The organism is Streptomyces sp. NBC_00873 (assembly GCF_045207415.1).
Lineage (GTDB): Bacteria > Actinomycetota > Actinomycetes > Streptomycetales > Streptomycetaceae > Streptomyces.
The window spans coordinates 1-12,858 of the sequence record NZ_CP108804.1 but is presented as its reverse complement, the minus strand read 5'-3'; the positions used below and the strand labels follow the sequence as shown (position 1 = coordinate 12,858).

11 protein-coding genes and 3 pseudogenes are annotated in these 12,858 nt (G+C 65.4%); 7 read left to right on the top strand and 7 right to left on the bottom strand.

Features of this window, described 5'->3' with window-relative positions:
- Positions 1–53: 53 nt before the first annotated feature.
- A complete protein-coding gene (locus tag OH809_RS43775) occupies positions 54–1,346 on the top strand; it encodes a helix-turn-helix transcriptional regulator (protein WP_331743741.1) in 1,293 nt (430 codons plus the stop codon).
- A 122-nt stretch (positions 1,347–1,468) separates the two neighbouring features.
- The gene (locus OH809_RS43770; protein ID WP_331743738.1) at positions 1,469–1,726 is read left to right on the top strand and encodes a hypothetical protein; all 258 of its coding nucleotides are present in this window, start codon (positions 1,469–1,471) and stop codon (positions 1,724–1,726) included.
- Positions 1,727–1,809: 83 nt separating this feature from the next.
- Here the strand turns inward: OH809_RS43770 and OH809_RS43765 are convergent, their stop codons facing one another.
- Both OH809_RS43765 and OH809_RS43760 read right to left on the bottom strand, forming a co-directional pair.
- Positions 1,810–2,187 carry a toxin Doc gene (locus OH809_RS43765; RefSeq protein WP_331743735.1) on the bottom strand — a complete coding sequence of 126 codons (378 nt, stop codon included), beginning with the start codon at positions 2,185–2,187 and terminating at the stop codon, positions 1,810–1,812.
- Between the two features lie 4 nt (positions 2,188–2,191).
- Positions 2,192–2,443, bottom strand: a complete 252-nt coding sequence (locus OH809_RS43760) for an antitoxin MazE7 (protein ID WP_331743732.1) — start codon at positions 2,441–2,443, stop codon at positions 2,192–2,194.
- Between the two features lie 1,137 nt (positions 2,444–3,580).
- Between OH809_RS43760 and OH809_RS43755 the strand changes: the two genes are divergently transcribed.
- Complete coding sequence (locus tag OH809_RS43755; protein WP_331743729.1) at positions 3,581–3,760, top strand: hypothetical protein; 180 nt, start codon at positions 3,581–3,583, stop codon at positions 3,758–3,760.
- A gap of 39 nt (positions 3,761–3,799) precedes the next feature.
- Here the strand turns inward: OH809_RS43755 and OH809_RS43750 are convergent, their stop codons facing one another.
- Positions 3,800–4,120 carry a hypothetical protein gene (locus OH809_RS43750; protein ID WP_331743726.1) on the bottom strand — a complete coding sequence of 107 codons (321 nt, stop codon included), beginning with the start codon at positions 4,118–4,120 and terminating at the stop codon, positions 3,800–3,802.
- A gap of 185 nt (positions 4,121–4,305) precedes the next feature.
- Here OH809_RS43750 and OH809_RS43745 point away from each other — a divergent pair.
- A pseudogene (locus OH809_RS43745) lies at positions 4,306–4,770 on the top strand (tyrosine-type recombinase/integrase); the annotation flags it as partial.
- Between the two features lie 103 nt (positions 4,771–4,873).
- On the opposite strand, the gene OH809_RS43740 reads toward OH809_RS43745, so the two are convergent.
- From OH809_RS43740 to OH809_RS43730, 3 genes are all read right to left on the bottom strand, one after another.
- Positions 4,874–6,136: an IS110 family transposase gene (locus tag OH809_RS43740; RefSeq protein ID WP_331743723.1), complete on the bottom strand. Its 1,263-nt coding sequence runs from the start codon at positions 6,134–6,136 to the stop codon at positions 4,874–4,876.
- Between the two features lie 402 nt (positions 6,137–6,538).
- Positions 6,539–7,771 (bottom strand): tyrosine-type recombinase/integrase, encoded by a 1,233-nt coding sequence (locus OH809_RS43735; RefSeq protein ID WP_331743720.1) that lies wholly within the window; start codon positions 7,769–7,771, stop codon positions 6,539–6,541.
- A 24-nt stretch (positions 7,772–7,795) separates the two neighbouring features.
- Positions 7,796–8,761, bottom strand: a complete 966-nt coding sequence (locus tag OH809_RS43730) for a hypothetical protein (protein WP_331743717.1) — start codon at positions 8,759–8,761, stop codon at positions 7,796–7,798.
- 897 nt (positions 8,762–9,658) lie between these two features.
- Between OH809_RS43730 and OH809_RS43725 the strand changes: the two genes are divergently transcribed.
- Together OH809_RS43725 and OH809_RS43720 are read left to right on the top strand one after the other, a co-directional pair.
- Positions 9,659–11,353 carry a pentapeptide repeat-containing protein gene (locus OH809_RS43725; RefSeq protein WP_331743713.1) on the top strand — a complete coding sequence of 565 codons (1,695 nt, stop codon included), beginning with the start codon at positions 9,659–9,661 and terminating at the stop codon, positions 11,351–11,353.
- Between the two features lie 122 nt (positions 11,354–11,475).
- Positions 11,476–11,877: pseudogene (locus tag OH809_RS43720) on the top strand (alpha/beta hydrolase); the annotation flags it as partial.
- A 3-nt stretch (positions 11,878–11,880) separates the two neighbouring features.
- Here OH809_RS43720 and OH809_RS43715 read toward each other — a convergent pair.
- Positions 11,881–11,991: pseudogene (locus OH809_RS43715) on the bottom strand (transcriptional regulator); the annotation flags it as partial.
- A 66-nt stretch (positions 11,992–12,057) separates the two neighbouring features.
- On the opposite strand from OH809_RS43715, the gene map reads away from it, so the two are divergent.
- Complete coding sequence (gene map / locus OH809_RS43710; RefSeq protein ID WP_331743711.1) at positions 12,058–12,840, top strand: type I methionyl aminopeptidase; 783 nt, start codon at positions 12,058–12,060, stop codon at positions 12,838–12,840.
- Positions 12,841–12,858: the final 18 nt, after the last annotated feature.

The following is a 12,858-nucleotide window of genomic DNA, read 5'->3' as shown; positions in this document are numbered from 1 at the left end:
GTCCCCCTACCGTGGGGAGACGGCCGCTCGGACCCTGGCCAGTGGGAGGCGCGATGCAAACCATCGACCCGCTATGGCACTCTCCGGACATCGATGCCCTCATCGACCGCAAGAATCTCGGCGGTCTCATCCGGATGGGGCGCGTAGGCCTGGGATGGCGACAGGCAGATCTTGGCGCCCGCATCGGATGCTCTGCGTCAACCGTCTCCCGACTGGAACAACGGGGAAGACACGCCGACCTACGCTTACTGCGGCAGGCTGCCTTAGAGGTGGGCATGCCTACAGCAGTCCTGGCCGCGGCTCTGGGGCTAACGGAGCAGCCGACCACTAGAGTTGCGGCGGTAGGTCCACGAGCCGAGGAGGACCCGATGCGCCGCCGCACACTGCTTGCAGCAGCCGGTTTGGCAGCCCCTGCTCACCTTCTCGCAGGGATGGACGACGCTCTGGCGAGCATGCCCGCCCCCACAGGCTCAGCCGTACCCCTCGACACACGCCTCGCGAAGGCCCGCGGCGCCTTCGACGCCGGGAAGAACCACGAGCTGCTAAAGGTTCTGCCCGGTCTTCTCGCTGATGCGCACGACGCGACCAGCAGCCGTAGCGACATGGCGTACGCGCGCCTGTCCGCGTCCTACAGCCTTGCTACCCAGCTACTCACAAAGATCGGCCGCTACGAGCAGTCCCGGCTGACCGCAGACCGCGCGAACATCTACGCCGAACTGTCCGGCTCCCCGCTTGCATCCGCCGCCGCAGCCCGCGAACTGAGCATCGTGCTGCGCCACCAGAACAAGTCGGCCGCAGCGCAACGACACATCCTGGGCGCAGTGTCACGGGTCGAGGCAACCGGACTCAAGACGGCTGCGCAGGCTTCGGCATACGCACAGATGCTCTGCACGACGTCGTACACCGCGGCGGTCGCGGGCGACCGGGACCAGGCACTCGCGATGATCAAAGATGCCTCGCGGGCGGCCCGCGACCTGCCTCACACCGCGCCGGCGGCCCGCTTGTTCCGCATCACGCCCGCGTCTGTCCGCTTGTACGCCGTGGGCGTCCACTGGGCATTGGGTGATGCAGGCGCCGCAGTCGAAGCCGGCCGCGGGCTACATGAAGCACAGTTCGAGACCGGCGAGCGCAAGGGGCGGATGCGCACGGACATGGCGCGCGCATTGTGGCTGTGGGGCAAGCCGGAGCAGACCGCGACCGAGCTCCTGGCCGCGATGCGAGTGTCGCCGAGCGAAGTGCGTGACCGTCCGTCTATCCGGCGGATCGTCGCTGAGCTGCACGATCGCCACCCGCGGACCCCGGGCGTACGCGAACTTGTGGCTGCGACTGACCTGCGATCCTCCTGACGAGCGAAGCAAGGCGCAATCCGCGCAGTTCTGGTCAGAACGGCCGGCATGCGGGATGATCACTCGACCCCACACAGAACGATGCAAAGGGGTATCAGGTGAGCCGCATATCGCCGCACAGCATGACGCGTGCAACCGTGGTCCGCGCCGACCGTCAGACGACGCTCGTGGCCCTGCCCGCCTGGTACAACGGCCAAATCCTCGTCCCGGTGGCGACCTGGATCATGATGGCCACCGGCCAGAAGCGCGGCGCCTTGCCAGGCACGGAAATCTGGGTACGTGCCCGGCTCGGCGTCCGAAGCGAAGTTGACCTGGCGCTACAGAACTGGGCGCCGACCGAGCAGTTGGCACCCTCACTCCCCGTCGCCGCAGCCGGGTAACGAGACCCCGCCGGCGACGTATCCCGAGACCACTACGGCTCAGCTCGGCGCGCATGCTTTGCGCGCGGCCTGAGCCTGGATGATCACAGCCCGCGCCAGGACCTAAGACGATCGGCGATGTCGTACGAGTCCACGCGCAGGGCGCGGATGTCGTTGATCAGGTCGCGCCACGGCTCGTACGTCGTATCAACGTGTTCGCCAGAGGCCTGCAGGTAGGCGATGGCGACGCCGTACCCGTAGGCCTCATTGCGGGCGGGGAGCGGGCGCAGCAGTACGCACTCCTCCAGGAACACGGCGGCCCGCCAGAAGGCATCCGGGTCCGCCTGATCCAGGCGTGGGGTGTTCACCCGGTGCCGGGCCGCCATGCCGACGAGTACGGACAGGTCGTTGACGGTGAGGTCGGTGCGGAGGATGTCTTCCTGCCGGGCCAGAAGCCATCGGTAGTCGACGAGCAGTTCCACAGGTTCAGGCCGCCCGCGGAATCTCGTGTACGGACGCCGGCGGGAGCCCGCCGAAGTCGGCGTCGAACCGGTCCAGGATGCCGGGCTCGCCGATGACGCGGCGGAACGCGGCCGTCGCGGAGTCGAGGAGCTTCTCGTGCTCCTTCTCCGCGGCCACCTGGGCGAGGTAATCCTTCATGGACATGCCCGCCCCGTCGGCCAGGGCCTTGAGCCTGTCCCTGGTGATGTCGTCGATCTTGACGCTGGTGTCTGCCATGGTTCGAGTATGCCGCCGGGCATACCGCTCTGGCTACCCGCTTCGAAGAATGGCCCTGACGCGTAAATACCAACCGGAGCGGGCAAAACCGCAGGTAGCTGACCAGCTGACCTCCGCCTCCTGCGTTGCCGCCCCCGCGATGCAGTGTTGATCAAGGGCCACGGGGTGTTCAGCGCGCCCATTTACCCGCCCCACGGCGGGCGGCGAAGCCGCCCTGGGTCGCTGACCTGGTGTTTCAGCTGTCGGGGTGGCGGGATTTGAACCCACGACCTCTTCGTCCCGAAGCAACTTGGGTGAGGGCCTGGCCTTGACCTGGTGTGCCGCACTTTCTCAAGGGATTAGGCAGCTCACCGATCCAAATTGGAAAGCCTTCTACTAGTTTCCTGTTGGATTTTAGTATCCGGTTGTCTTCGTCGCGGTCGGCCGAGTCTCAATTGGGTGAGTCAAAACCTGTCTTCTTGCCCTGGGTCTTGCCGGGGCATCTTGGTGGACTGGTTTTGGGCTGGTCAGGCGCAGTGGGCCCGTGTGTCTAGTAGTCGTCATTGGTCGTCACTCGCCATTGTTGAGCGGCCTCGGGCGGCCCAGAGACGGCCCAGCTTTGGAACGGCGGTCACCTCAGATGCGGCCCGTCTGAACCTCAGCCGACGACAGTCAGCCACGACGGCGAGGACGTCGACCGGTCACGCGCGCGTATGCCTCGCTGCACCCCCGCTGGCCTCAACCGCGCTGCCGGTCCCGTCGACCAGGGCAAGTAACGACGGCTGGCCCGTGACGACGGTGCCGGAGCCCTCAGCTTGGGAAGCTGCGATCATCTGGGGGATGGTTCGCGCGTTGAGCCGTGCGGACGTCCGTGGTATTGCCTCGTCGGCACCGGCTGCTTTCACCGTTATTCCCGGCTTTTCCCCGCTCGATCTGTTGCGCTTGTGGTGCGGTAGCGGAGCTGTCTCAGGCAGGGAATGCTCAGAGGGCAGTGTGCGGTGAGAAGAATCGCCGCTGGCTCCTGGACCTTGCTCTTACAGACCTGCAGAGCAGCGCTCGCTATGCAGGGGGCGGCTGTGCTGGTTGGCCTGAGTCTTGAATGAGGGATTTTTCGGTGATATTTACCCTGTAGGAGACCCCGGGCTCTAGGCGCCCATCATGCAGGAGAATCTCGAGGCCATCTACCTCGCCGAGGTGTTTCTGGGCCAGATCGCGGGTCATTCGCTGCAGCTCCTGGCCGGTTCTTTGTTGACCGCCTTGCAGCGTTACCTCTTCGTGCACGACCCGGATTACTCCTTCCTGGTCGTACATCATGCAAGACCTGACGGATGCGATTGAGATATTACTGTTAGTTGCGAGGTTCATGCTGCACTCATTTCAGAACAGGTAGATGACTGACCAAGCGTGGGTGATTGCCTCTTGAGCGCTTGCCATTGCGTAGACAGTCGCAGAGGTCACTTGTGGGTGGTAGAAGGCACCTTCTTCGAAGGGTGGGAGGTTGCGGTCGGTGAAGGGTTTGCCGTCTTCGATGCCTGAGAAGTGGTCAATGCCACAGGCATTAGTTCCTCCCGTATTTTCCCCGGGGTCCACGCGATTCAGCGAGATCTGGACGGTTGCCGGACGGTTCCCAACGTTTACAGTCGAAATGGCGAGATGAGAGTCAGGTTGACAGCGGATGAACCAATAGAAGAATTCCATTCCTATCCCCTTTTGTGGCCTGTCTGCCCGGCCTCATGCCGGGCGCTTGGGTCTAATCAAGGTTTACCCGTTGCCTGTCACCCCTCTCGTTAAGAGGTGTTTTATCACCCGTTGAGAGGTTTCCGGACCGCCTCTGGCTCGCAGAAATTGGGCACGTGGTCGGCGGAGCGGCTTTGGGCTGGAGCGTCGCCGTCTGGCGGTCGGTCCGGCGAAGTGGTGACACGAAGACCCGGAAGTCCCGGCGCACGCTCGCTCTGCCGGCGCGCTGCGTCGAAGCCCTCTGGCAGCAGTTCGAAGATCAGGGATGGGACCGGCTCGCCGCTGATGACGAGTGGGAGGAACACGGCCTGGTCTTCTCGTCGGCCGTGGGCAAGCCGCTCGATGCTGCCAACGTCCGCCGCGCTTTCCGGCAGGCACTCAAGGGTATCGACGGGATCAACGCCGACGAGTGGACGCCGAGGGAGCTGCGGCACAGCTTCGTGTCTCTGCTGTCCGACCGTGGTGTCCCGCTGGAGGAGATCTCCCGGCTCGTCGGGCACTCCGGGACCGCCGTGACCGAGGAGGTCTATCGGAAGCAGATCCGGCCCGTGATCCAGACCGGCGCCGTGGTCATGGACGGGATCTTCGGCGCCGACCCGCGACGCCCGTAGACACTCAAAAAAATCGATAGTCACGCAGATAGACACGCAGCAAAGTCAGAGGGCCCTCACCGACTCGGTAAGGGCCCTCTGGTCCGAAAATAACGTCTGAGCATCAGCCCGGTAGGTGGGTTGAGGTGGCCTCGATGGGTTCGAAGCGGACGGTAAGGCCGAGGGCGTTGGCCTGGCGGGTGATCCGGCGCAGGGCGCGTTCGGGGTCGTGTTTGGCGTAGTAGTCACCGCCGAGGTCGTGGAAGGCGGTGTCCTGGGTGAGCATGTGCCAGACCGCGGTCAGGGTCGAGTGTTCGAGTGCGACCAGGGCTTTCTTCTTGCCGAGGCGGGGCATGAGGCGCATGTAGCGGGCGCCGAGGTAGGTGGTGTCGCGGGTGCGGGAGGCGGCCATGGCTGCGGTGCCCAGGGCGGCGCCCAGCCAGCGGTTGCCGTGGCGTCTGCGGCCGGACTTGGGCTTGCCGGCGGACTCGTGGTGGCCGGGACAGACCCCGGCCCAGGAGGCCAGGTGTCCGGCGGTGCGGAAGCGGGACATGTCGCCGCCGGTCTCGGCGATGAGCACCTCGGCGGTGGTGCGGCCGACTCCGGGAATGGTTTCCAGCAGTTCAAGCTGGCGGGCGAAAGGGAGCAGCTCCTCCTCGATCCGCGTGGACAGCTCGGCGATGGCCGCCTTGAGCTGGTCGATGCGTTCCAGGTGCAGACGGCACAGGAAGGCGTGGTGCTCGCCGAAGTTGCCGGTCAGCGCCTCGACCAGGGCGGGGGTCTTGGGCCGCATGCGGGCCTTGGCCATCTGGGCCAGGGCGTGGACGTCGCGTTCGCCGTCGATGAGCGCGGTCAGCATCGCCCGCCCGGAGACGCCGAGGATGTCGGTGGCCACCGCGGAGAGTTTGATGCCGGCGTCCTCCAGTTCCTTCTCCAGCCGCTGGGCCTCGCGGCCGAGTTCCGCGGCGAGGGTGGAGCGGTAGCGGGTCAGGTCGCGCAGGTGCCGGATGGGCTCCGGTGGCACGAACGATGCCTTCAGCAGGCCGCACTCGCCCAGCTGGCACAGCCAGGCCGCGTCGGCGACGTCGGTTTTGCGCCCGGGCAGGCCCTTGGCGTGTGCGGCGTTGATCAGGATCACGTTCAGGCAGTCTTCGAGGAGGTAGAACGCCCCGCGCCAGTAGTCGCCGGTTGCTTCCATGACCACCAGGGTGACCTGTTCGGAGATCAGCCAGTCACGCAGCTCCAGGAGCGCGTTGGTGGTGGTGGCGAACGTGCGGGTCTCTTGTCGGCGCGAGCGTCGCCCGCTCGGGCTGGGGGTGCGTACGCACGCTTTGAGGTCCTTCTTGCCGATGTCCAAAGCGGCGCACCGCTCGTGCAACACGTCCATGAACCCCTCCCGGGCGACGACACGACTAGCCGACGAGGCGCCGTCCGGAGGGGCCACAGGGCTGAAGAGTCTGGTCCGCGTGCTGCAGCAACAATTGACGGTCCCTGTCAGCGGCCCCCAACGCCATACTGACGCGCGAGCTCGATGGCATCACAGATAGATCGGCGTGCCGGACGGACACGGGCCCATTTTCCCGCCTCCACGGAGGCCCGCGCAGCGGGCCTGGATTACTGACGCGTAAATACCGACCCGCATGGGCAAGACCGCAGGTAGCTGACCTCCGCCTCCTGCGTTGCCGCCCCCGCGATGCAGTGTTGATCAAGGGCCACGGGGTGTTCAGCGCGCCCATTTACCCGCCCCACGGCAGGCGGCGAAGCCGCCCTGGGTCGCTGACCTGCGTCTTCATGGTGAAGCAGGGGCCTCCATGAACTTGCCGAAGAGCGGCACGGCGTCCAGCGGATCGGTCTCTGTGGACTCGACGGTGTCGTCCGGCCGGTTGTAGCGGGAGTCGGGCAGCGGAGACCTCTCGCCCCAGTCGCCCGCCTCGCGCCGGTCGGCGAGGGGGACCTTGGCGCGCTTCATGTCGGTGTTCGGGCCGGCACGCAGAGAGTGGCTCGTCACCTTCAAGCCGTTGATGTACGTCACCCCGGCGGCGGCCGCGCGCTTCTTCACGATCTCGTTGATCGCCCTGCCGGAAAGGTGCAGGCCCCGCACTGTGGCGTTGCTGCGCCCCTTCAGGTTGCCCGTCGTCGACAGGGCCCGGAAGAGAGGAAGGACCGGGTTGTCGGCGTCGAGCTCGCGCAGGTCGCCGAGCCAGGCCCGTACGCGCCGGACGATCTGCAGGTCGGCCCGGTCGCGGATGAACCGCCACTTGCCCTCGCCGTCGCGGCGGGTTTTGGACTTCGCGGTGTAGACCCACACCCCGTGGTCAGTCACGCGGAGGTTCTTTACGAGCAGGTCGGCGACCTCGATACCGCGGGACAGCTTGCCGTACGCGACGGCGAGCATGGCCGCGTCCCGGCGGCCGATCCGGGTGCTCTCGTCGATCTTGTCGAGCACCTGGACCAGGTAGAAGAGAGTGAGGCCCGCGGCCCGGTCCCGCTCCCCGCCGGCCGGGATGTACTCCTCAAGGCGGTAGTCCTCGACCATCTGCCGGACCAGGGAGCCGTCGGGCCGCTCCCCCGCGGGGTACCAACCGACGATGCGGGAGAGGTAGGCGAGCAGGCTGTCCGGGCTGTACTGACTTCCGTCCTTCTTGCAGCTCTCTATCAGGTGGTCGAAGTAGGCGACGACGTTCGCCGTGGTGGTGGCCGGCCGGGCGATCCGCCCCTCCTTCACGCACCACTCCTCGAACCGGTCTCGCGTGGTGTCGCGGTTGACGCGGGTGTTCCTCGCGCCGCGCTCCTCGGCCCGGCGCTTGGCGGACGGAGGGACGATGAAGTCCCGCTCGGTGAAGACGGGTTGCTCGTCTACGCGCGGCGGCAGCTCCCCTTCGACTAGCAGCGTGTCCCGGGTGATGCGGTACACGGGAGCGGCCCCGTCGACGACGATGGCGGGCAGCAGCCGGACAGGCGCGTCGTCGTCGACCAGTTCGGCGTCAACGACGTCGTCTGGGTCGGGTGCTGCGGCGGTCACGGCCGCTCCCCCCGTGATCTGATCTCAGTCCTTGGCCATGGCAGACGACCAACAATCGCCGCATGCAAGATCATCATCTCCGTTCGGTTGGAATGGCATGGTGCAGCGCAGGCAGTCCTCCAGACCGTCGAAGACTTCCGAACAGCTGAAGCAGAACTCCCGCTGCCGATCCGGATCGTCGGCGAGGTACACCTCGTGCATGAGGGTGTATGCGCCGCATTCCGGGCAGTACTTGGCCGGCTGCCCAGTCTTTCGGTACTCCCGAAAGGAGTGGCCCAGCACCCAGACCGCGTAGGCCAGGGGAAACGTGTCTGGATCCCACTCCTGTGGGCAGAAGCGGCACTCCAGCGATCCGCCGTCCGCGATTAGCGCCCACATGCCGCAGTCCGGACAGCGGAGTGTGCATCCCTTGAGTGGGTCCAGGGCGGGAGCGAGCTGTTCCATCCGGGTACGGGCGTATTCCCGGATCCGGGGCAGAGCCTCCCGAACGACGCGCATCTCCTCCTCCAGGTGCTGCGCATCAGCACCATCGAGGCCGGGACGCAGGTACTCGTCGACGAACCCTATGAGGAAGTGGAGCACCTGGGCAGCTCGGGCCTCGACTGCCGGGCCGGTGGCTGTCAGCCCGAAGTGCTGGAGCCGGTTGCGCTGCTGGCCAAGGTTGGTGATGTGCCCCTTGGCCTCCGGCGAGATCTGGACGCCCTCCGCACGGAGCCGCTTGATCGCGTCGTCGACCTTGCAGCTATTGAAGTCACCCTGTTTGTAGGCGACTTCGGCAGCCTCATCCGGCTTCATGAAGACCAGACGCCAGTCAATGGAAACCAGGCGCGCCTTCAGGAGCACCTCAGTGGCCGCCTGGAGGTGAAGCACGGCGTACTTCAGATCGCGCGGCCCGGGTTCCTCGTGGTCGAGGTGGCCGACGACGCTGCGCAGATAGTCCATGCCGTTCTGGATTGGCGGATAGTTCATGTCCGCCTGGGCCGCGCTCACTGGGGACTGCTCTCGGTAGTGGCCGCCCGGGGGTTCCCACTCACGCCGATGCCACCGAAGCCGCACAGTTCCTTGCCCTGGCTAACTATCAAGTTCTCAACTTCCCCTCCCTTGGCGCCGCCTGACCGGCACTCATGTACCTCCTATTCTGCCAGGAATAGGAGGTTAGGTGATCCTAATCGCGCGACACTAAGGTGAAGCGTGATGCAGGGGAGCGGGTTCGAACAGTTCGATTCTTCGCTCAGAACGATTCTCCCGAGCGACCCCTACGACGCCGAGACGGACCCGGCACGGCGAACCGGCCTCTCGTCACACACCGAGGAGCCCCATGACAGCCCTGCCGTATTACATCGACGACCCGCACATTGACGAGGCCTGCAAGGCGCACTGCCCGCACATCGAACCCCACCCGGTTGAGCCCGCGACGGCGAACGGCACCGAGGATCGCTGTCCTGCGTCGTCGATATCTGCAGCAAGCCGCCCTCCGTGGCGCCTCACAAACTGCTGCTGAAGCGCTGCTCCGCGTTATCGACAGACCACCTCGCAGGGTTACTGGTCCTGTAGCTCCGCGAACCACGCCTGCAACTCACGGTGCGGGAACTGATACGAGATCCCCTCGGTCCGCATCAAGCCGGCGTCGCAGCACCAGTCCAGGAACACGCCCAGACGGCAGGGGAATGTCCGGATGCTGATGATCCCGAACGCCAGATATCTGCGTCCGGCGGCCGGAGCTCCCAGGAACACCGGAGGCAGAACGAGCGCAAATCCGAGTGCATAGCCCGTCAGGGAGCCGACGGCCATACCTACTGTGACTGAGCGCCACAGTTGGCCAGTCTGAGCGCATTCTTGGGCGGACAAGGCAGCGAGCTGACCGGCTGTCTGGTATCCCCTTTCCCCATGACCTCTGATCCCTCCGCACCTCGCTGGCCGTACTGTGGCCACGGCGCCGACCTCGCTGCTGGCGGCCCGGTCGGCTGCCGTGGCCGTTCCGTCGAACCGAACACATCCTGCCTGGCGCACCTCGCTGACGGCGACCGCGGCACTTATCTCGCATCCCTTGCGCCCGGCAATGACGTGGATCACCGGGGCACCGAATTCGACGCAACACTGCTCATGGAGCTGCTCGACGCCCTACACGACCCGACCACTGGCCACGCACGCATCGGTGAAGCCCGGTTCGACGAAGTGACCTTCGGATGCGACGTTTCATTCGAGGGAGTCACCTTTTACGGCGAGGCCTGGTTTGATGGGGCGACACTTACCTCGGGTGCGGAGTTCACCAAGGCGATATTCTGTCAAGGTGCTTGGTTCGGCGGGGCCACCTTCGTTTACGGTGCAGAATTTCTAGAGACAACATTCCGCACTGACGCCTGGTTCGTACATGCAATATTCGGGGGAGATGCGAGGTTCAGCGGAGCGGTCTTCGGTGGCGATGTCCGGTTCGACGGCGCAATATTCGACGGAATCGCTATGTTTTTCCGCGCCGCGTTCGAGAAAGCGACACTTGTAGGTCCGCTGGCCTGCAGCACAGTTATTGATTTTCGTGAGGCGTCGTTTACAGGCCCCGTCGTCATTCAGGCCGCAGCCGCCGAACTGAACTGCACGCGGACCCGGTGGGAATCCGCAGCAGTCATGCGGCTCAGGCTGGCCGACGTCGATCTCAGCGATGCCGTGTTCGAGTACCCATTGAAGATTTCGTCTCGGTCTAGCCCGTTTCACGCCGGAGATGGTTCCCTGCTGGACGAGTCGGTCGTGACGCTCGGCGACCCGACCGTGCGGATACTTTCACTGCGTGGTGTCGACTGCGCGCACCTGGTGCTCAGCGATGTCGATCTCACAGAGTGCTTGTTCAGTGGCGCTGTCCACCTTGACCAGGTCCGGATGGAAGGCGTGTGCCCCTTGGCGCAAGTTCCAGAGGGGATACGGCGGCGGGGATCACTCCCAGTGCGGTGGACCCCGAGACGCACCCTGGCCGAGGAGCACCATTGGCGGGCCGCCCGTGGCGGGGCTGGGTGGAGTGCCGCTCCTGCGGGTACAGATCACACTGGGCCGGCCTCGCTTGCCTCGGTTTATCGACAGCTCCGCAAGTCGTTTGAGGACAGCAAAAACGAGCCCGGTGCTGCGGACTTCTACTACGGCGAGATGGAAATGCGCCGCCATGATCCCGCAACGCCGCGTGCGGAACGGTGGCTGCTGGCCGGTTACTGGGGGCTCTCAGGGTACGGACTACGGGCCACCCGTGCGCTTATCTGGCTGCTGACCGCCATGACCGTGACGCTGCTGGCAATGATGCTGTGGGGGCTGCCGACCAATGACCCAAAGACCGAAACTAAAGGAAGGCTCAGGGGGGCAGAAATCGCACTTACGGCGGAAACGTCTGCCCCCGTCAACCCAAGCGGGTCGTGGCACCAACGTCTATCGATAGAACGCTTTGATAAGAGCCTGCAGGTCGTATTCAACTCGGTAATCTTCCGCTCCTCGGGCCAGAACCTCACCACTACCGGTACATACATGGAAATGGCATCACGGCTGGCCGAGCCAGTACTCCTCGGCCTCGCTCTCCTCGCCATCCGTGGCCGCATCAAGCGGTAGCCCAGCAGGCCCCAGTTGGCGTCTCGGGTGTACGGGCATGGGACAGTCGCCCCGACCTGGCAAGCTGGACGCACAGACTGGCCAAGTGAGGCGCTCACCGGCCAACTGTCGCGCCGACCACAGGACGTGTGAAGGAGCAGGCTGCCGGCCTGTATGCGCGGCGCCTGGCTGAGCAGGGGTTCGTCGCCCTCGCGTTCGATGCCGCCTACCAGGGCGAGAGCGAGGGCACCCCGCGCGGCCTGGAAGATCCTGCCCATCGGGTGGAGGACATCAAGGCCGCGGTGTCGTTCCTCACCAGCCGTGACGATGTCGACCCCGACCGTATCGGGGCGCTGGGCATCTGCGCCTCCGGCGGGTATGTGCTTCCTGCCGCCGCGACCGACCACCGCATCAAGGCCGTCGGCACCGTCAGCGCCGTCGACATCGCCCGCCAGTTCCGACTGGGCGCCGACGGTACCCAGGACCCCGCTGTCATCCAGGGCGTGCTGGACGTTGCCGCAGCGGCGCGTACGGCCGAGGCCCGACCATGCGTCGAGCGCGACATCGAGCATCGAGCGCTCTCCCCTGGCCCGACGTAGGAGGGCGCCGAGGCGCTGTCCGCGTTCGACCTCTGCGGGAGTGAGTGGCAACCCGGCCATGGCTCCAATTGTAATACCGGTATAGTAAGGCCGGTATAGTTATTGGTTGCGTGAGAAGGGCGCCGCATGATCGAGATCCTTAACCCCACCCTGCTGGTCCGGGCAAAAACCACCGGCGCCCTGGTCGGTGACATCCTGCAGACGCTGAAGAGCCGTAGCACGATCGGCACGAACCTTCTGGACATCGACCGGTGGGCCGAGAAAATGATCGTCGAGGCGGGAGCGTCGTCCTGCTACGTCGACTATGAGCCCTCCTTCGGGCGCGGCCCGTTCGGCCACTACATCTGCACGGCCGTCAACGACGCCGTGCTCCACGGACGGCCGTACGACTACACGCTTGCCGACGGCGATCTGCTGACACTCGACCTCGCCGTCTCCAAAGGCGGAGTCGCTGCAGACGCTGCCATCAGCTTCATCGTGGGCGACGCACAGCCCCCAGAGAGCGTCGCGATGATCAGTGCAACCGAACGCGCGCTGGCCGCAGGGATCGCCGCTGCCGGGCCCGGGGCCCGCATCGGCGACATCTCCCATGCCATCGGCACAGTCCTCAGCGAGGCGGGGTACCCGATCAACACCGAGTTCGGAGGGCATGGCATCGGATCAACGATGCACCAGGACCCACACGTTGCGAACACCGGACGGCCTGGCCGTGGATACAAACTGCGCCCTGGGCTGCTGCTGGCACTGGAGCCGTGGGTCATGGCGGACACCGCTGAACTGGTCACTGATGCCGACGGGTGGACGCTCCGAAGTGCGACAGGCTGCCGGACAGCACACAGTGAGCACACGATCGCTATCACCGACGACGGAGCCGAAATCCTCACCTTGCCGAAGCAAGCCCAGCCGTGAGGAACGACCCCGCAGGCC

What these genes read in the sequence shown, in the direction of transcription:
- OH809_RS43760 (WP_331743732.1), bottom strand. Translation starts at nt 2,443, where the DNA reads ATGGCAGACACCAGCGTCAAGATCGACGACATCACCAGGGACAGGCTC.
- OH809_RS43770 (WP_331743738.1), top strand. Translation starts at nt 1,469, where the DNA reads ATGACGCGTGCAACCGTGGTCCGCGCCGACCGTCAGACGACGCTCGTG.
- OH809_RS43725 (WP_331743713.1), top strand. Translation starts at nt 9,659, where the DNA reads ATGACCTCTGATCCCTCCGCACCTCGCTGGCCGTACTGTGGCCACGGC.
- map (WP_331743711.1), top strand. Translation starts at nt 12,058, where the DNA reads ATGATCGAGATCCTTAACCCCACCCTGCTGGTCCGGGCAAAAACCACC.
- OH809_RS43750 (WP_331743726.1), bottom strand. Translation starts at nt 4,120, where the DNA reads ATGGAATTCTTCTATTGGTTCATCCGCTGTCAACCTGACTCTCATCTC.
- OH809_RS43740 (WP_331743723.1), bottom strand. Translation starts at nt 6,136, where the DNA reads ATGGACGTGTTGCACGAGCGGTGCGCCGCTTTGGACATCGGCAAGAAG.
- OH809_RS43755 (WP_331743729.1), top strand. Translation starts at nt 3,581, where the DNA reads ATGCAGGAGAATCTCGAGGCCATCTACCTCGCCGAGGTGTTTCTGGGC.
- OH809_RS43775 (WP_331743741.1), top strand. Translation starts at nt 54, where the DNA reads ATGCAAACCATCGACCCGCTATGGCACTCTCCGGACATCGATGCCCTC.